The sequence below is a fragment of the Cognatishimia sp. 1_MG-2023 genome (genome assembly GCF_030548175.1).
Classification (GTDB): Bacteria; Pseudomonadota; Alphaproteobacteria; order Rhodobacterales; family Rhodobacteraceae; genus Cognatishimia.
The window spans coordinates 298,080-317,104 of sequence record NZ_JAUORX010000002.1 but is presented as its reverse complement, the minus strand read 5'-3'; the positions used below and the strand labels follow the sequence as shown (position 1 = coordinate 317,104).

General features: G+C 56.5%; 18 protein-coding genes. 12 read left to right on the top strand and 6 right to left on the bottom strand.

The features are described from left to right. Positions 1-37: 37 nt before the first annotated feature. The 7 genes from Q4544_RS04540 to Q4544_RS04510 all read left to right on the top strand — a co-directional run bounded on the left by Q4544_RS04540 (position 38) and on the right by Q4544_RS04510 (position 7,035). On the top strand, positions 38-1,078 hold the full coding sequence (locus Q4544_RS04540) for a rod shape-determining protein (protein WP_303504297.1): 1,041 nt from the start codon (positions 38-40) through the stop codon (positions 1,076-1,078). 75 nt (positions 1,079-1,153) lie between these two features. Continuing rightward, entirely contained in the window at positions 1,154-2,065 is a 912-nt protein-coding gene (gene mreC, locus Q4544_RS04535; RefSeq protein ID WP_303504296.1) for a rod shape-determining protein MreC, read from the top strand. A 25-nt stretch (positions 2,066-2,090) separates the two neighbouring features. Continuing rightward, the gene (locus Q4544_RS04530; RefSeq protein WP_303504295.1) at positions 2,091-2,597 is read left to right on the top strand and encodes a rod shape-determining protein MreD; all 507 of its coding nucleotides are present in this window, start codon (positions 2,091-2,093) and stop codon (positions 2,595-2,597) included. Further along, a complete protein-coding gene (gene mrdA, locus Q4544_RS04525) occupies positions 2,594-4,540 on the top strand; it encodes a penicillin-binding protein 2 (RefSeq protein WP_303504294.1) in 1,947 nt (648 codons plus the stop codon). The genes Q4544_RS04530 and mrdA overlap by 4 nt, the downstream gene beginning before the upstream one ends. Then, entirely contained in the window at positions 4,537-5,676 is a 1,140-nt protein-coding gene (rodA, locus tag Q4544_RS04520; protein WP_303504293.1) for a rod shape-determining protein RodA, read from the top strand. Before mrdA ends, rodA begins: the two co-directional genes overlap by 4 nt. 22 nt (positions 5,677-5,698) lie before the next feature. Further along, complete coding sequence (locus Q4544_RS04515) at positions 5,699-6,109, top strand: VOC family protein (protein ID WP_303504292.1); 411 nt, start codon at positions 5,699-5,701, stop codon at positions 6,107-6,109. Next, positions 6,106-7,035 carry a glyoxylate/hydroxypyruvate reductase A gene (locus Q4544_RS04510; RefSeq protein ID WP_303504291.1) on the top strand — a complete coding sequence of 310 codons (930 nt, stop codon included), beginning with the start codon at positions 6,106-6,108 and terminating at the stop codon, positions 7,033-7,035. The genes Q4544_RS04515 and Q4544_RS04510 overlap by 4 nt, the downstream gene beginning before the upstream one ends. A gap of 70 nt (positions 7,036-7,105) precedes the next feature. Here Q4544_RS04510 and Q4544_RS04505 read toward each other — a convergent pair whose 3' ends face one another. Next, positions 7,106-7,894, bottom strand: coding sequence for an SseB family protein (locus tag Q4544_RS04505; protein ID WP_303504290.1), 789 nt, complete (start codon positions 7,892-7,894; stop codon positions 7,106-7,108). Continuing rightward, positions 7,891-8,469 (bottom strand): uracil-DNA glycosylase family protein, encoded by a 579-nt coding sequence (locus Q4544_RS04500; RefSeq protein WP_303504289.1) that lies wholly within the window; start codon positions 8,467-8,469, stop codon positions 7,891-7,893. The genes Q4544_RS04505 and Q4544_RS04500 overlap by 4 nt, the downstream gene beginning before the upstream one ends. 119 nt (positions 8,470-8,588) lie before the next feature. Here Q4544_RS04500 and Q4544_RS04495 point away from each other — a divergent pair, with 119 nt between their 5' ends. From Q4544_RS04495 to Q4544_RS04475, 5 genes are all read left to right on the top strand, one after another. Beyond that, complete coding sequence (locus Q4544_RS04495) at positions 8,589-8,927, top strand: helix-turn-helix transcriptional regulator (RefSeq protein ID WP_303504288.1); 339 nt, start codon at positions 8,589-8,591, stop codon at positions 8,925-8,927. Further along, positions 8,920-9,948 (top strand): permease, encoded by a 1,029-nt coding sequence (locus tag Q4544_RS04490; protein WP_303504287.1) that lies wholly within the window; start codon positions 8,920-8,922, stop codon positions 9,946-9,948. Before Q4544_RS04495 ends, Q4544_RS04490 begins: the two co-directional genes overlap by 8 nt. 190 nt (positions 9,949-10,138) lie before the next feature. Continuing rightward, positions 10,139-11,398, top strand: coding sequence for a Na+/H+ antiporter NhaA (locus Q4544_RS04485; protein WP_303504286.1), 1,260 nt, complete (start codon positions 10,139-10,141; stop codon positions 11,396-11,398). 190 nt (positions 11,399-11,588) lie between these two features. Continuing rightward, positions 11,589-12,248: an ABC transporter ATP-binding protein gene (locus Q4544_RS04480; RefSeq protein WP_303504285.1), complete on the top strand. Its 660-nt coding sequence runs from the start codon at positions 11,589-11,591 to the stop codon at positions 12,246-12,248. Further along, positions 12,226-14,049: a capsule biosynthesis protein gene (locus Q4544_RS04475; protein WP_303504284.1), complete on the top strand. Its 1,824-nt coding sequence runs from the start codon at positions 12,226-12,228 to the stop codon at positions 14,047-14,049. The genes Q4544_RS04480 and Q4544_RS04475 overlap by 23 nt, the downstream gene beginning before the upstream one ends. 56 nt (positions 14,050-14,105) lie before the next feature. On the opposite strand, the gene Q4544_RS04470 is transcribed toward Q4544_RS04475, so the two are convergent. The 4 genes from Q4544_RS04470 to coaBC form a co-directional block, all read right to left on the bottom strand. Further along, positions 14,106-16,118: a M3 family metallopeptidase gene (locus Q4544_RS04470; protein WP_303504283.1), complete on the bottom strand. Its 2,013-nt coding sequence runs from the start codon at positions 16,116-16,118 to the stop codon at positions 14,106-14,108. 131 nt (positions 16,119-16,249) lie between these two features. Next, positions 16,250-17,287 (bottom strand): HesA/MoeB/ThiF family protein, encoded by a 1,038-nt coding sequence (locus Q4544_RS04465; RefSeq protein ID WP_303504282.1) that lies wholly within the window; start codon positions 17,285-17,287, stop codon positions 16,250-16,252. Between the two features lie 2 nt (positions 17,288-17,289). Further along, on the bottom strand, positions 17,290-17,751 hold the full coding sequence (gene dut, locus Q4544_RS04460; protein WP_303504281.1) for a dUTP diphosphatase: 462 nt from the start codon (positions 17,749-17,751) through the stop codon (positions 17,290-17,292). 44 nt (positions 17,752-17,795) lie between these two features. Continuing rightward, complete coding sequence (coaBC, locus tag Q4544_RS04455; protein ID WP_303504280.1) at positions 17,796-18,989, bottom strand: bifunctional phosphopantothenoylcysteine decarboxylase/phosphopantothenate--cysteine ligase CoaBC; 1,194 nt, start codon at positions 18,987-18,989, stop codon at positions 17,796-17,798. Between the last annotated feature and the right edge of the window lie 36 nt (positions 18,990-19,025).

Below are 19,025 nucleotides of genomic sequence, written 5' to 3'. Positions count from 1 at the left end.
CCCATTTAGAATCGTTTTTTGGGGAATTGGGGATTACATGCTCGGAAATCTAGGCGGTCTTTTCACGTCAGATATGGCCATCGACTTGGGCACAGCCAACACATTGGTTTATGTCAAAGGCAAAGGCGTCGTACTCTCTGAACCTTCCGTTGTGGCCTACCACATCAAAGATGGCGTCAAAAAAGTTCTCGCCGTGGGCGAAGACGCGAAATTGATGCTAGGCCGGACCCCTGGCAGCATCGAGGCGATCCGCCCAATGCGCGAAGGTGTGATTGCTGATTTCGACACCGCCGAGGAAATGATCAAACATTTCATCCGCAAAGTGCACAAACGCTCCACCTTCTCAAAGCCAAAGATCATCGTCTGCGTGCCACACGGCGCGACCCCCGTTGAAAAACGTGCGATCCGTCAGTCGGTTCTCTCTGCGGGCGCCCGTCGCGCCGGCCTGATTGCAGAACCCATTGCTGCGGCCATCGGTGCAGGTATGCCTATCACCGATCCTACCGGTAACATGGTTGTCGACATCGGCGGTGGTACAACCGAAGTTGCGGTTCTGTCCCTTGGCGACATCGTTTACGCCCGTTCCGTGCGCGTTGGTGGTGACCGCATGGACGAAGCCATCATTTCCTACCTGCGTCGCCAGCAAAACCTGCTGGTCGGTGAATCCACCGCAGAACGCATCAAAACATCCATCGGCACCGCCCGCATGCCCGACGATGGCCGTGGCCAATCCATGATGATCCGGGGCCGCGACCTGTTGAACGGCGTCCCGAAAGAGACAGAGATTTCACAAGCACAGGTCGCCGAAGCTTTGGCAGAACCGGTTCAGCAAATCTGCGAAGCTGTGATGACAGCCCTTGAAGCAACCCCACCCGATCTGGCGGCCGACATCGTTGATCGCGGCGTTATGCTGACCGGTGGCGGTGCATTGCTGGGCGACCTTGATCTTGCCCTGCGCGAGCAAACCGGCCTCGCCGTCTCCATCGCTGACGAAAGCTTGAACTGCGTGGCCCTTGGCACCGGCAAGGCGCTTGAGTACGAAAAGCAACTGCGTCACGCCATCGATTACGACAGCTAATCGCAGCTTTGGGGCTTGGCACAGGACACTGGGCCGCCCTATTCTTAGGCAAGCACGTTCTGAACCGGAGGATATATGGCCCGAGACAGAGCCCAAGGCGAAGATTATGTCGCCCCGCTGCGGCGGCTCTTGGTCGGGATTCTGATCGCCTGTTTGCTTGCCGTCTTCCTACTTTGGCGCATCGACAGCCCAAGGGTTGAACGCTTTCGCGCGATGATCACAGATCGCTTTGTACCGTCGTTCGATTGGGCCATGACACCGGTCACAGGCACGATCAATCTTCTGCAAGATTACCAAAGTTATCAACGGGTTGTTGAGCAAAACAAAGAGCTTCGCCGCGAGCTCCAGCAGATGAAAGCCTGGAAAGAAGCCGCGCTTCAGCTTGAACAAGAAAACGCCCGTTTGCTTGACCTGAACAACGTCCGCCTTGATCCACGCCTGACCTTTGTCACCGGTGTTGTTCTAGCGGACAGCGGCTCTCCGTTCCGTCAATCCGTGCTTCTGAACATCGGCGCACGTGACGGTATCGTGGACGGCTGGGCCACAATGGACGGCATCGGCCTCGTTGGTCGTGTGTCTGGCGTGGGGCAATCCAGCAGCCGTGTGATCCTGCTCACCGATAGCTCCTCGCGTATTCCGGCCACGATTCAGCCTTCTGGCCAAACGGCCCTGATTGTTGGTGACAACTCACTGGCCCCGCATATCGACTTCCTTGAAAACGCTGATCAAATTCGCCCCGGTGACCGTGTGGTCTCTTCTGGCGATGGCGGCGTGTTTCCTCCCGGCCTATTGATTGGCCAAGTCGCCTCTGATCCAAATGGCCGCCTGCGCGTCCGTCTTGCGGCAGATTACGAACGCCTCGAATTCCTGCGTGTTTTGCGTGACCACGGCCACGAAAGCATCGACAAACCCGGCGAGCTGATCGCACCTAACAACCTGTTGCAAAGCAGCGTCCCCGAAACGGTTCTCGAGGGTGGCGATGGTTGAGCAGAGCGGAGCAAAATTCACCCTAATGCGCAGCGCATTTGTCGCCATCGCATTGCTATCTATCTATTGGCAACTCTTGCCACTGAACACTGTGCCAACCACCTTTACCGGACCTGATCTGTTGCTAGTGTTATGCACCGCATGGGTACTGCGCCGCCCCGAATACGCACCGATCTACTTGATCGCCGCTGTGATGCAGTTGGCCGACTTCCTGTTCCTGCGCCCCCCCGGTCTTTTCGCCGCCATCACGGTCTTTGCTTGCGAAAACCTGCGCCGCCGCGCGCTGACCAACCCAGATATGCATTTCACCGTTGAATGGCTGACCGCCGCCGGGGCGATGACAGCCATCGTTCTAGCCAATCGCGTGTTTTCAGCGATGTTTGTCATCGACCAAACATCGCTTGGCCTAACGCTGATTCAATTGATTATGAGCATCATCGCCTACCCTCTTGTCGTTGGCTTCTGCGCACTTTTCCTTGGCCTGCGCAAAGTTGCACCGCATCAGCGTGACGGGCAAATGGGGCGCATATGAAACGCACAAACGCAGATAACTCCGCCAGCCACAATCGCATCACCCGCCGCGGCCTTTTGCTAGGCGGCGCGCAGGTTGGGTTTATGGGGCTGCTTGGCTTGCGCATGCGGTATCTTCAGGTCGATCAAGCAGATGAATTCCGCCTACTTGCCGAAGAAAACCGCATCAACATCCGATTGATCCCGCCCGCCCGCGGCGAAATCTTTGACCGCAACGGCGTGATCATCGCCGCCAACGAACCCAGCTACCGGATCACCATGGTCCGCGAAGATGCTGGCAACGTCGAAGAAGTCATTGAACGCCTATCCACCTTGGTCGAACTGGACGAAAGCGCACTTAATCGCGCGATGGCCGAAATGGAACGCTCCCCGCGTTTCCTGCCCATCACCATCGCAGAGCGGATCAGCTGGGAAGAAATGTCTCGCGTTGCCGTCAACGCGCCAGCCCTGCCTGGCGTCACGCCAGAAGTTGGCCTGTCTCGCAAATACAGCCACGGCAGCGAGTTCGCCCATGTTATCGGCTACGTCGGCCCTGTGTCCGACTATGACCTGTCCAAAATCGAAGACCCCGATCAGCTACTCCTGATCCCACGTTTCCAAATCGGCAAAGTCGGCCTAGAGGCGAAACTAGAAGAACGCCTGCGCGGCAAGGCCGGCACCAAACGTGTCGAAGTCAACGCCGTTGGCCGCGTCATGCGCGAACTCGATCGCCGCAATGGCCAGCCGGGGGATGACCTTCAGCTAACAATTGATCAAAAACTGCAATCCTACGTCCAAGCCCGCCTTGGCGACGAAAGCGCCGCCGCCGTGGTCATGGATTGCAAAACCGGCGACATCCTGTCGATCAACTCATCGCCAACCTTTGATCCCAACCTCTTTGTACGCGGCATTTCCGTTGCCGACTACAGGGACCTGACAGAAAACAACCACCGCCCACTGGCGACAAAATCGGTCCAAGGCACCTACCCACCCGGATCAACCTTTAAGATGGTTGTCGCCATGGCCGCGCTCGAGGCTGGCGTGATCAATTCCGAAACCACCCATTGGTGCCCCGGCCACCTGACCGTTTCCAATCGTCGCTTCCACTGCTGGAAACGCGGCGGCCACGGTCACATGAACCTCGAAACCGCCCTGCGCGAAAGCTGCGACGTATATTTCTACGAACTCGCCCTCGAAGTCGGAATCGAGAAGATCACCGAAATGGCCAACCGCCTTGGTCTTGGCATCAGACATGGCATTCCCATGTCCGCTGTCGCTCGTGGCCTAACCCCGACCAAAGACTGGAAGCAGCGCAACCGCGACAGTTCTTGGGTGATCGGCGATACAGTCAACTCGTCTATCGGTCAGGGCTTCGTGCTAGCATCGCCGCTGCAACTCGCCGTCATGACCGCACGGCTTGCATCAGGCAAAGCAGTCGAACCACGCCTTGTGAAATCCGTGAATGGCATTGATCAATCGGCGCCCCCCGATGAAATCCCCGACCTCGAGGTGAACCAAAACCACCTGCGCATGGTCCGCAAAGCCATGTACGCCGTATCCAACAACCGACGCGGCACAGCCTACAGCCAACGCATCATCCAAGATGGCTATCGCCTTGCCGGAAAAACTGGCACCAGTCAGGTGCGAAACATCACCGCCGCCGAACGTCGCGCGGGTGTTATCCGCAACGAAGACCTCCCATGGGAGCGTCGCGACCACGGTCTCTTCGTAAACTTCGCCCCCTATGACGACCCCAAATACGCGGTTGCCGTCATTATCGAACACGGCGGCGGCTCCAAAGCCGCAACTCCCGTGGCACGCGACATCACGCTTCAGGCCCTTTATGGCGGTGATCCTCCGCTCGACGCCTATCCGAAAAAAGACCGTGCTCGCATCAAAGCACAACAAGAACGCCTGCGCCGCGAATACCCGCAACTGAACACGTCAGATCGGGACCGCGCATGAGCTATCTAGAGTATTCCGTCAAAACCGTCCCCACCGGCTTCAGCAAAGTGCTGCACCTGAACTGGGCACTGGTTCTGCTGCTTATGTCAGTCTCTGGCATCGGCTTTCTCATGCTCTATTCTGTCGCCGGCGGGTCCTTCAACCCATGGGCCGCCGCCCAGATGAAGCGGTTCATCCTTGGCATGAGCTTGATGTTCGCCATTGCCATGGTGCCAATTTGGTTCTGGCGAAACGTGTCAGGAGTCTTGTACTTCGGCTCACTCGTCTTACTAATACTGGTCGAATTCATGGGGTCCGTCCAAATGGGCGCTCAACGCTGGATCGACCTTGGTTTTATGCGCCTCCAGCCATCTGAACTGATGAAAATCACCCTCGTGATGTTTCTCGCCACCTATTACGATTGGCTACCCGTCAACAAAACCTCGCGCCCTCTGTGGATCATACTTCCGATCCTGATCATTCTGGTGCCCACCTTTTTAGTCCTGCGCCAACCTGACCTCGGCACATCCCTGCTGCTGCTATTTGGCGGTGCAATCGTGATGTTCATGGCCGGGCTGCATTGGGGCTATTTCGCAGGCGTCATCGCCATGGGCGTGGGCCTTGTCACCGCCGTCTTCCAATCACGCGGCACCACGTGGCAACTATTGAAAGACTACCAATACCGCCGCATCGACACCTTTCTTGATCCGGCCAGCGATCCTTTGGGCGCGGGCTACCACATCACCCAATCCAAAATCGCACTGGGCTCCGGCGGTTGGACAGGCCGAGGCTATATGCAAGGCACCCAAAGCCGCCTGAACTTCCTGCCCGAAAAACACACCGACTTTATCTTCACCACATTGGCAGAAGAATTCGGGTTCGTCGGGGCGTTTTCCCTGCTCTCGCTCTACGCGCTCATTATCTTCTTCTGCGTCTTTTCCGCCATTTCAAACAAAGACCGCTTCTCCGCGCTAATGACCATGGGCATCGCAGGCACGTTCTTCCTATTCTTCGCGGTGAACATGTCGATGGTCATGGGCATGGCCCCCGTCGTGGGTGTCCCATTACCGTTGGTCAGCTACGGCGGCTCTGCCATGCTGGTGATCTTGGTCGCCTTCGGCATGATCCAAAGCGCCCACGTCCATCGACCAAGATAATCAAAAAGGTCTGAACACGTATATGAGCATCTTTCACCTCGCCTACCACGTTGACGACCTAACCAAAGCCCGCGCCTTTTACCGCGACACCCTCGGCTGTCCCGAGGGCCGCAGCACCGACACATGGGTCGATTACAACTTCTTCGGCCACCAAATTTCCTTACACCTCGGCACGCCATTCCTCGCGGAAAACACAGGCAAAGTCGGCAAACACATGGTGCCCATGCCCCACCTTGGCGTGATCCTTCCCATGGCAGAATGGCAAACCCTTGCCGACCGTCTTGCCCAACACAACGTCCATTTCGAACTAGACCCACAAATTCGCTTCGCCGGTCAACCGGGCGAACAAGCCACCATGTTCTTCCGCGATCCGGCCGGGAACCCTATTGAAATCAAAGGCTTTGCCGACATGACCACGGTATTTGACACATGATCAACGTCCTATTCTCTGCCAAAGACACCAATTGGGATGAATACAGCCCCGCCCTGCGCAAAGCCTTCACCAAAGCAGGTCTCGATTGTGACCTCAGCCGCGATCACTCCCCCGAAACGACCGATTACATCATCTACGCGCCCAGCAGCGCCTTGCAGGATTTCACCCCATACAAACGCTGCAAAGCCGTCCTTAGCCTCTGGGCAGGTGTCGAGAAAATCGTCAGCAACAAAACCCTAACGCAGCCTCTGTGCCGCATGGTGGATCCGGGCCTCACCCAAGGCATGGTCGAATGGGTCACCGGCCACACGCTACGCTATCACCTCGGGATCGACGCCAACTTAGCCGCCCAAGACGGCAGCTGGGTGCAAAACGTTCCACCCCTCGCCTCTGAACGTCCTGTCACCGTGCTCGGCCTCGGCCAACTCGGCCAAGCCTGCGCAGCCACACTTGCCTCGCTCGGTTTCAACGTCACTGGCTGGTCTCGCCGCCCGAAATCCATCCCCGTCATCACTTGTGAACACGGCCCAGATGGCCTCACCCAAGCGCTCAACTCCGCCGAAATTCTGATCACATTGCTGCCCAACACGCCCGCCACCGAAAGCACGATGAACGCCGAAACCCTCGCGCAACTCCCCAAAGGCGCACGCATCATCAATCCGGGTCGTGGCACGCTGATTGATGACACAGCCCTGCTCAACGCGCTCAACACAGGCCACATCGCCCACGCCACTCTTGACGTATTCCGCCAAGAACCCCTGCCCGCAGACAACCCTTATTGGACGCATCCCAATGTCACCGTCACGCCCCACATCGCCGCCGATACCCGCGCCAGCACTGCAGCCCAGGTGATTGCCGAAAACATTCACCGCGCAGAATCCAATCAACCGCTGCACCATCTCGTCGACAGATCAGCAGGTTACTAACCTCTGCTTTTTCTTGATCTAAATACCTGCGCCGCAGGCATGGCTTTTCACAGAAAAGCCACCGCCACGCTCACCGCAATTTCGGCGGTTTCGCGGGATCACTGCCCGGCGCAACCGGCACATATTCCGCCCGCCCCTCAGGTTCCGGCAAGTCAAACCGCAACCCAACCTTCGCCAATTGCGCCGCCACCGGATCAGAGCTGTCAAAGAACCCAACATCCAACGCACCCGCATCAATACCACTAAAGGTCAAAGCCTCAGACACCGCCTTGGCCAAAGCCCCCTGCGCGTCTGGAACGGCATCCACAAAACCCAACATATGCGACCGCGCACCGCTTTCATAAGTTGTTCCCACCAAATAGGCCCAACGCGCCAAGCCAATCGCCGTCGACAGCTTCGCATCAAGCGACGTCAGCAAGGTCTCAGGCAATCCAATAGGTGCCGAAAACTCTTCCACCCGCGCCTCAACTTCATCTGGCCCGTTGTCCAAGGTCTCAACCAACCAGCTCACCGCATCACTCGGGATCAATATCGACGAAGGTGCCACCTCTAGGTTCACCCCCAGCCCAATCCCGGATGGAGCCAACATCTGCGCAATCACACGGCCCGACAACGCCACATAAGGCGCTGGTTTTCCAACGAATTTCGCCAACCGCTCGTCCGTGTCAAAAACCAACACAAACGACTGATCCTGCACCTCAAACACCTCGGGCGAGATCTTTTCCCCTTCTGCGTCCTTCTCCAGCAACAGAAACAGTTCCGCATCCGCCAACCGCTCATAAAACCGCAATCGCGCCGCGTCATCCGCAGGGGCCGCTTCCATAGCCGCGTGGGCCAAGTCCAATGGGGTCTCTGTCATGTCAGCGCCTCCGCAACGGCTGTCCGCAAGGCGGGCAGCAAATCATCTTCAAACCAAGGGTTTTTCTTGATCCACCCAGTATTGCGCCACGACGGATGAGGCAAGGGAAACACACGCGGCGCATGATCACGCCAATTCTGCACGGTCTCCGTCACTGGGCCGGATTTCAAATGCCACTTCTGCGCATAACCGCCCACCAACAGCGTCAATCGAACCTCGCCCAACGCTTCAACAGCCTGCGCCCGCCACGTCCGCGCGCAAATCGGCGGCGGCGGCAGGTCAGCCCCCTTGGCGTTATACCCCGGAAAGCAAAACGCCATTGGCAAAATGGCGACCTGCGATTGGTCATAAAACACATCATCCCCAACGCCCATCCAGTCCCGCAACCGGTCGCCCGACGGGTCCGTAAAAGGCCGCCCACTCTCATGCACCCGCACCCCCGGCGCCTGCCCTGCAATCAGAATCCGTGCGTTCGGCTGAAACCAAACCACTGGCCTCGGCTGATGCCCGGTATGCGTAGCTGCAAACCGATCCGCGCACAGGCGACAGGATGAAATGTCATTATGCAAAGTCATCCCGTAACTTCACCAATCCTCCGGCAAAGAACAAGCGCTGGTTGTTCCAACAATTCTATACTTCGAGAAATTTCGAAATAATACTTGCGCGACTCATTCATTTCGATAATTCTAGAAATATGAAACATACACACCCACATGACCTCAGCCTCGAAGTTGCCGCTTCCACTTTCGCTGCCCTAGGCTCAGAACAACGCCTCGCCGTTCTGCGCACCCTTGTACGTGCAGGCAACGCTGGGCTGACAATTGGCGAGCTTGGCAAACGGTCAGACGTCACCGGCTCCACCCTGACGCACCACATGAAAATCCTCGCCCAAGCTGGCCTTGTGACCCAAGAGAAACAAGGCCGCAGCATCATCTGCGCCGCCGTCGCCTTTGACGAAGTCCGCGCGCTCTCTGAATTCCTACTGCAAGAATGCTGCGCCGATGCCCCCAACCAAGAGCACGATCATGGCTGACACGACCCACACCCACAGCAAGCCGTTTCTAAAACGCATCGATAACGCTTGGCTTGCGCTCATCCTAATAATTGCCGCCATCGCCATATTTGATCGCGCCCAATTTTGGCCAACGCTCACGTTCTCTTTTGGCGCTTTGGCAGAAACCGCACCGTTCATCACATTCGCCGTTCTCGCCATTGGCTACCTCAAGGCGACCGGTGCCGAAAACGTTGTCGCCAAGGCCTTTGTCGGTCGAGAAACCCGAATGATTGTCTTTGCAGCCATGTTGGGTGGCCTCGCCCCCTTCTGCTCTTGCGAAGTCATTCCCTTTATCGCGGCCCTGCTCGCCGCCGGAACACCACTATCTGCCGTCATGGCCTTCTGGCTTGCCTCACCTTTGATGGACCCGGCGATGTTCTCGATCACTGCGGGCCAATTGGGCTTTGACTTTGCCATCGCCAAAACTGTGGCTGCTGTCAGCCTTGGCCTGTTCGGCGGCTTTGCCACTATGACCTTCGCCAAAACCGCTGTATTTACCGATCCTTTGCGTGAAAAACCACAAGTCGGCGGATGCTGCGGCACCCAAGCACCCTTCTCTGCACAACCCGTCTGGTCCTTCTGGACAGACAGCACACGCCGCAAGGTGTTCAAAGAGACCACACTCGAGAACGCGCTGTTCCTGCTGAAATGGCTCGCGTTGGCCTATGTCCTTGAGGCGTTGATGATTCACTACGTACCGGCTGAATGGGTCGCGACATTCTTAGGGGGCGAGGGTGTGCAGCCTATCCTGCTTGGCGCACTTGTGGGCGCTCCGGCTTACCTTAACGGATATGCCGCTGTGCCCTTGGTCGATGCGCTGTTGCAACAAGGCATGGCCAACGGCGCTGCGATGAGTTTCATGCTCGCGGGTGGGGTCAGCTGTATCCCCGCAGCAATCGCGGTCTGGGCCTTGGTCAAACCGCGCATCTTTATGGCCTACCTCGGTTTCGCCTTTATCGGCAGTTTTGCCGCGGGAATCGCTTGGCAATTCATTGCCTGAAACACGCCCCTGTAACGCCGCTGCTTCAGCGGCGTTTCGCTTTTCTACGTAGTAACCCGCAGCCCCATGCGAAATTGCACACACCACTAAGCAATTACCTGCGACAATTCGGAGTAATCCAGCATGGCTCCCGTTGCCCAAGTCCCCTATTTAAGATAGTTCAGGCGAAACAAAAATTTGGGGAGAAACAATGTATCGCGTCTGGAATTTTCTGACCAACTACTCGCTTTTGTTGATCATTGGCGCTGTAACAGCCCTGATCTGGGCGAATACCAATCCTGACACATACCACCATTTCGTGGAATTCGTGATCTGGGACCACGCACCAATCGGGCACCTGCATGACGGGCACCGTACGCTCACTTTGCATTACCTTGTTAACGATGTCTTGATGGCATTGTTCTTTGCAATCGCTGCCAAAGAAGTTTGGGAAGCGGTCGTCCTCAAAGACGGCTCTTTGCGCGGCAAAAAAGCAGCAACACCCTTGTTTGCAACAGCCGGCGGTATGTTTGGCCCTATCGGCGTCTACCTTGGTCTTGCCTATTTCCTAGGCTCAGACACATACAACGCCGTCGCAAACGGCTGGGCCATCCCAACAGCAACAGACATCGCGTTCTCCTACCTCGTAGGCCGCATCGTCTTTGGCGCTGGCCACCCGGCTGTGCGTTTCTTGCTGCTACTCGCCATCGCGGATGACGCGGCTGGCCTGATCATTCTGGCGATCTTCTACCCGTCTGGCGACCTGGCACCAGTATGGCTCTTGGCCTCTTTGGGCGCGGCAGTTGGCGTATTCGTACTGTTCAACTGGCTCCCTCGTAAGATGGACGCGGGCAAACCAAACCGTCCAAACTCCACCTGGATCCGCAAGAACCTGCACTTTGTGCCTTACGCAATCGCCGCCTGCATCAGCTGGTATGGCTTCATGCGTTCTGGTCTTCACCCAGCTCTGGGCCTGTTGCCAATCGTACCAACTCTGCCTCACGCAGATCGTGCCTTTGGCTTCTTCTCAGACGCGGAAAAGCACCTGCACGACTTGCTGAACGTTGTCGAACACGCACTGAAACACCCTGTCGAAGTCATCTTGTTCTTCTTCGGCCTGCTCAACGCGGGCGTTGAATTCAGCTCGATGGGTGATGCAACTTGGCTTGTCCTTGCTGGTCTCTTGATCGGTAAGCCAGTGGGCATTCTGCTCTTCGGTTGGTTCGCGGCAGTACCGCTCAAATTGGGCATTCCACAAGGCATGCGGATCATCGATCTGGTGGTCATCGGCTTTGTTGCCGCGATTGGTTTCACCGTATCGCTCTTCGTAGCAACCGTGGCCTTCCCAGCAGGCGAAGTCCAAGACGCCGCGAAAATGGGCGCGCTCTTCAGCTTCGCAGCTGCGATCGTGTCGATCATCGCCGGCAAACTCTGCCGCGTGCAAAAGACAGAACTGCAACCTGCAGAGTAAATCACTGTCTCATAAAAATCGCGAAACCGGTGCCCAGGCGCCGGTTTTGCCTTTTTTTCGCCCAATTCACGCCGCATATATTGTCAGTGGATAGGCACTTCCGTCATAGTGTGCGGACAAAGTTCCCATAGGGGGACATTAATAAATCTCGCCTAAAGAGATATGGCCAGAGCAGCGCCGGAGCAGATGAATGCTCGAGTTTGAAAACGTCAGCAAGTCCTTCTGGACGGGCACGCAGCGCAAGGTGATCCTTGATCGCGTCTCTTTCCGCGTGGAATTGGGCACGTCCCTTGGCATTCTCGCGCCAAACGGCACTGGTAAAACCACCCTTGTGAACATGATGGCGGGCCTCGAAAAACCCGACGAAGGCGAAATTCGCCGCACCTGTCGCATCTCATTCCCGCTGGGTTTCATGGGCGGGGTCGTGAACAAACACACCGCCGTCGAAAACAGCCGCTACATTGCGCGTCTTTACGGCCTTGATCCTGATTACGTCGAAGCCTTCTGTCGCTGGCTCTGTGGCCTCGAGGAATACTTTGATCAGCCCCTTGGCACCTATTCATCGGGCATGCGCGCCCGGTTCACATTCGCCCTAATGCTGGCGCTTGATTTTGACATCTATCTCGTGGACGAGGGCATGCCCTCTTCAACCGATGTCGAATTCAACCGCAAAGCGGGCGAAGTCTTGCGCGAACGACTGCGCACCACCACAATGATTATCGTGTCGCACCAGCCCAAAACGCTGGAAAAATTCGCACGTTCAGCCGCCGTTTTGCTGAATGGGCAATTGCACATGTTTGACACTTTGGAAGAGGCTAAGCAGCTCTATGACTACCAAACCAAGGGCTAGAAAATTTCGCGTGCGCCGCAGCGCGACACAGCAAGCCGCACAGGTAGAAATGCCCGTCGCCCCGTCCGAAGAGGCCGCCGAAGAACAGCCCATGCCTGCCACACAGGCAGCCCCCGCCTTAGCACCAGCTGCAGGCGACGAAGACACATCAGACCGTGCCGCCCGCCGGAAAGAGCGCCTTGCCCGCGCCGCCGAACGCCGTGCCAAAACAGCCCCGGCTGATGGCGAAACCCCAATTCCGACCTCTCCAGAAGAAGAAACAAACGGCCTGGAAATGATGGCCGAGGCCGCGCCGACACCTGCCGCTGAACCGGCAAAACGCGGAACAACCGCGCCACCATCTTCGATGCCTGCCGCAGCGCCCGTTGCAGCCCAACTGCCACCAGAACAAGAAATCGCGCAAATCCGCCAAGAAGGCCTAACAGGTCGTCAATTGCGTATGGCGCGCCGCTTGGCCCAAAAACACGGTCTTGCAGCAACCTCAGACTACGACGCCGTCCGCCTGTTGCGCTCTCAGGGTCTCGACCCATTCCGCCGCGCCAACATGCTCGACATGGCGGCACCGGATTCTTTACCAGCCGCAGCAGGCGCAGCCCAATTGCCGCAAACCCGCCCCGCCGGCTCCGACAATTTACCCAGCATGGAAATGGCCTCCCCCGCAGAGCGCCGGGTGCGCGAAATCGGTGACATCCAAAAAGACATCGCCCGCCGCCGTCGTCGCAAATCCCTGTTGATGCTCTCGCGCTTGGCCGCTTTCGTTATGCTGCCAACAATCCTCGCGGGCTATTATTACTACAACATCGCAACGCCGATGTACTCGACCAAGTCCGAGTTCTTGATCATCCAATCCGAACAAGCAGGCACCGCTGGCGGCCTCTTGTCCGGATCGCAATTTGACAACAAAGACTCGATCTCAACCCAGTCCTACCTGCAATCCAAAGAGGCCATGCTGCGCCTCGAAGAAGACATCGGTTTCAAAGCCGTCTTTTCCGATCCCAGCATCGACCCATTGCAGCGACTGGCGGAAAACCCATCGAACGAACAAGCCTACAAGATGTATAATAAATACGTCAAAATCGGCTTTGACCCAACAGAGGGCGTGATCCGGATGGAGGTCTCTTCACCCGATCCGCAGACCAGCACCAACTTCTCCAAGGCTCTGATCGCCTACGCCGAAGAAACCGTTGATGGCCAGTCACAGCGTAAACGCGAAGACCAACTGAAAGACGCGCGCCGCAGCTTGGAAAAAGCCAAACAAGACCGCCGCGATGCACAGCTTGCATTGGTCAGCTTACAAGAAACCTCGGTCCTTGACCCCGAAGGCCTGATCGCCAGCCTGCGTCAACAAATCAGCACCTACGAGCTTGAACTTCAAGAAAACCAATTGGAACTCAGCCAGTTGCTCGACAACGCGCGCCCCAACACAGCCCGCGTCAACGGCGTCAGAGGCAACATTCGCAACCTGCAAGCCATCCTCACCAACCTTGAAAGCCGGATGACAGACATCGGCGGCAGCCAGTCCTCGCTTGCTGGTCAAGCTGCCGCGATTCAAATCGCACAGGCCGACCTTGCGACCGCTGACCTGATCCTGCAATCCGCCCTACAAACAGTGACGCAAACGGAACTCGAAGCCAGCCGTCAGGTCCGCTACCTGACCACTTCCGTGTCCCCAATTGCTTCCGAAGACCCAAGCTTCCCGCGCAGCTTTGAAAACACGATCCTCAGCTTCCTGATCTTCTCAGGCCTCTACCTGATGGTCTCACTCACAGCATCCATCCTGCGCGAACAGGTCTCTGGCTAAAAGCACAGCCGAACAGACAGAAAAAAGGGCGCCCCACTCGGGCGCCCTTTTCTATTCTACGCGGCCAATCCGCGCCCTTTCAACAGGGCCTCGACCCCGGGCAATCGCCCTCGGAACCGCTTGTACAGCTCATCCGCCTCTACCGATCCACCGGTAGACAGAATATGCGTTTCCAACGCCTTCGCACGTTCAGGATCAAAAGCACTCCCCGCCTCTTCAAAGGCCGCAAACGCATCCGCATCCATCACTTCAGACCACATATAACTGTAGTACCCGCTGGAATATCCATCCCCCGCAAAGACATGCGCAAAATGCGGCGTCGCATGGCGCATCACAATCGCAGGCGGCATGCCCAAACCTGCCAACACCTCAGCCTGTTTCGCCATCGGATCCGCCGGAGCCGCCCCATCATGAAACGCCAAATCAACCAGCGCAGACGATACATATTCCACCGTCGCAAATCCCATGTTGAAATTCGCCGCTTCCAGAACCGTGTCCAACATCTCTTTCGGCATCGCCTCGCCCGTCTCGGCATGGGTCGCGAATTCCTGCAATACCTCAGGCACCTCTAGCCAATGCTCATACAACTGGCTCGGCAGCTCAACAAAGTCCCGCGCCACAGACGTGCCAGAGATACTTTCATAGGTCACATTACTCAGCATCTGATGCAGGGCATGTCCAAACTCATGGAACAACGTCCGCGCATCGTCATAGGACAACAACGCCGGATCAGACTTGGCAAAGTTGCACACGTTGATCACAACCGGCCCCTGCACCTTCGGAAACTTCGCCTGACTGCGCATCGCCGAACACCACGCGCCCGACCGCTTCGAGCCCCGCGCAAAATAGTCACCGATAAATACCGCTACATGCTCGCCCCCACGCGTCACTTCCCACGCGCGGCAATCCTCATGATACAACGGCACATCCAGCGGCTTGAACTCCAACCCAAACAGACGCGTCGCACAGGCAAACGAGGCCTCAATCATCCGGTCCAATTGCAGATACGGCTTTAACGTTGCCTCATCCAAATCATGCTCTGCCTTGCGGCGTTTCTCTGCGTAGTAATGCCAATCCCAAGCCTCCAAAGACCCATTGATGCCATCCGCATGCATCATCTCGGTCAGCACCTCGGCATCCGCATTCGCCTGCGCCTTAGCTGGCTCCCAAACCGCCATCAACAAATCCCGCACCGCATCGGGAGTCTTTGCCATTTCGGTTTCCAACTTAAACGCGGCAAAGTTAGCGTATCCCAAAAGCTGCGCGCGCTCTTCACGCAACGCCAGTGTTTCCGCCGCAATCGCGCGGTTGTCCGTCTCGCCCCCATTCGCACCACGCGCCGCCCAAGCGGCAAACGCCGTCTCGCGCAAATCCCGGCGTGGCGAAAACTGCAAAAACGGCGTGATCAAAGACCGCGACAGGGTCACAACTGGCCCAGCCGCCCCTTTTTCCTCACCAGCCGCCCGCGCCGAGGCAACCACGAAATCCGGCAACCCCTCAAGATCATCCTCGGACAGCTCCATGAACCATTCACGTTCATCCGCCAAAAGATTCTGCGTGAATTGCGTGCCCAAAACCGCCAAGCGCGACTTGATCTCTTTCATCCGCGCATCTTGCGCCCCTTCAAGCGCCGCTCCACCCCGAACAAAACCACGGTGGGTCAACATCAACACGCGCTGCTGCTCGTCAGTCAGCTCCAGCGAATCCCGCGCCTCCCAAACCGCCGCAATCCGCGCGAACAGGGCTTTGTTCGATGAAATCTCAGAACTATGCGCGGCCAACTTCGGCGAGAACTCCCGCTGCAACGCTTCGCGCGCCGGATTACTGTCCGCCCCCGCTACCGTGTAAAACACCGACAGCACTTTATCCAAAGCCTCCCCGGCGGCTTCCAGCGCTTCAACCGTATTGGCAAAGCTTGGCGCATCAGGGTTTTCGGAAATCTTAACAATCTCGTCCTTATGCGCGGCCAAAGCCGTTTCAAAGGCCGGCGCGAAATCCTCATCGCGAATGGCGTCAAATGGGGCGATCTCAAACGGGGTGGTCCAATCGGACAGCAGCGCAGATGTCATGCTTGTTCTCCTTTTGGATGACCCTAGGCCTATCAGCAGATTCCGCAACGCAAGAATGCGCGAGATTAGCAATCTACACGAATCGTACGTTTCAGCCCCTCAAACGTACGAATTTCCACATTTCTGATGTGTTAATGCAGCGTCCCACAAGTGGCGCAATCGGTGCGTTTTTTCAGACCAATTTTACGCGTTTCGCCGTAAAGCCCGTCATAAATTAACATTTCACCGCGCAGCGTCGCCCCTGCCCCCGTGATCGCCTTAACGGCCTCCAGTGCCATCATCGATCCAATCACGCCAGGCAACGGCCCAACAACGCCCGCCACCGAACAATTCGGCGCGAGTTCCGCTGCGGGAGCCTCTGGAAAAGTACAACGATAACAGGGCGCGCCCTTGGCTGGATCAAACAGGCTAACCTGCCCTTCCCATTGGGTAATCGCACCAGAAATCAATGGCTTAGACAACGACACGCAGGCTTCGTTTATCAAATAGCGTGTGTCAAAGTTATCCGTACCGTCCAGCACCAAGTCATACTCCGCAATCAACGTCCGCGCGCTGTCTGCATCTAACCGGCGTTGATAAGGTCTCACCTCAATAAACGGGTTTTGCGCCTGCATTTCCTTCGCCGCGGAATGGACCTTTGGGACTCCAATGGCCGCGTCTTTATGGATCACTTGCCGTTGCAGGTTAGAGTTATCAACCACGTCGTCATCAACAACACCAATCGTGCCAACCCCGGCAGCTGCCAAATACATCAACGCAGGCGAGCCAAGCCCCCCAGCCCCAACAACTAACACTTTGGCATCTTTAAGTTTTTTCTGCCCCAATCCACCAAGTTCACGCATCACAATATGGCGTGCGTAGCGGTTCAATTCCGTCTCTGAAAACGGCCCCGAAACTGTAGGTTCTTCAGGCTGTACAACGCGCGCTTTCAACCACGTCAGACCAGCCCGATAGAGCGCCACCAATGCCGCGCCGCCACCCAGTAGTAACCAAGGCTGCGGCGACCCGCCTGTCGCGATGCGCAGGCTATGCTCTTCGGGAAACAGAAACTGAATACCTAATACCGCAAGATATAGAAGACCGATCATCACCCAACGCATCATCTTGGGCGTTTTGGTGAGCATCCCAATGCCCCAAATCACAGCAGCCATGACGAAAACCAGAAACATAATTAGCGCTCTCCGGTCGAGCCGAACCCGCCTGTACCACGCTCAGAATCACTCAACGCGTTAACCATATCAAACTGCGCCTGCACCACAGGTGCCACCACCATCTGCGCAATCCGCGCCCCATGCTCAACATGAAACGGCACCTGCCCTGCATTCATCAAAATCACGCCCAAAGCGCCGCGATAGTCGCTGTCGATTGTGCCGGGGCTGTTAGGTAAGGTTAATCCGTGCTTCAAAGCCAACCCAGAACGAGGGCGCACTTGCACCTCAAATCCTACCGGAAATTCCAACCGTAATCCCGTCGGAATTAGGGTGCGCTCACCTGGTGCTAAAGTAACGCCATCTCTTTGTTCCAAAGGGAAATTTGCCCGCAGATCAGCCCCCGCTGACCCCGCAGTTTCATATGACGGCAAGGCCATTTCCCGGTCCGCATCTTCCGTCCAACTTAGCTTGATCGCGACCACGCCGTCCCCTTCATCTTTCTTAAAATACTCGCGCCGCAGGCATCTTAGCCCAGCGCCTGAGCAATACGCTCAGCCAGCTGTCGCGCCACCAAATCTTTACCCATGCGCGGCCAATGCTCGGCGCCTTCATCAGAAATTAAGATAACCGCATTCTCGCGCCCACCCATAATTCCGGTTTCTGGGCTCACATCATTGGCAACAATCCAATCACAGGCCTTCCGAAGCCTCTTTTTGGTAGCGTTTTCAACAACATCATTGGTTTCCGCAGCAAAGCCCACCACCAACTGTGGGCGATCTTTTTCCAATTGAGAGATCGTCGCCAGAATGTCGGGATTTTCAGAAAAGTTTAGGCTTGGAATTTTACCCGCTTGTTTCTTAATTTTCTGATCACTCGCCCCAACCACATTCCAATCCGCAACGGCTGCTGCAAATACTGCAGCATCAACTGGCAGCACTTTGTTAACGGCTTCCATCATATCTTTGGCCGTCTCGACCTCAACAATATGCGCGCCTTCTGGGCGCGGCTCATCGGCTGGGCCCGTCACGAAAATCACGTCAGCACCCAATAAAACAAGGGCTCGCGCAATCGCAGTGCCCTGTGCACCAGACGACCGATTTGCGATATAACGAACAGGATCAATCGGCTCATGTGTTGGCCCAGAGGTCACCAAAATTCGTCGTCCTGTTAACGGACCTTCGGCCAATTGGCTTTCAACCGCGGCCACAATTTCCGCCGGCTCAGCCAGCCGACCCGGCCCATATTCCCCGCATGCCATGTCGCCTTCATTAGGCCCAACAAAGGCAACACCATCATTTTTTAACGTTTTCAAATTCCGTTGCGTCGAAGGATGATCCCACATCCGCACATTCATAGCCGGCGCCACCAACACCTGCGTGTCCGTCGCCAGTAAAAGTGTAGAGGCCAAATCATCAGCCAATCCATTTGCCATTTTAGCCATCAAATTCGCGGTACACGGCGCAACGACAACAAGATCGGCAGAACGTGATAGCTGAATATGCCCCATCTCAGCCTCGTCTGTGAGGTCGAACAAATCTTGATAGGCTTTCTCTTCGGCAAGTGCCGAAACGGACAAAGGCGTGACAAATTCTTTGGCCGATTTGGTTAACACAGGGGTCACCCAGGCACCGCGTTTGCGCAGCTGGCGGATCAATTCCAGCGATTTATAAGCAGCAATTCCGCCGCTGATGATCAGAAGAATGCGTTTATCTTCCAGCATTTGGCCACTCCGAAATCAGGCTGACCAGACACTAGG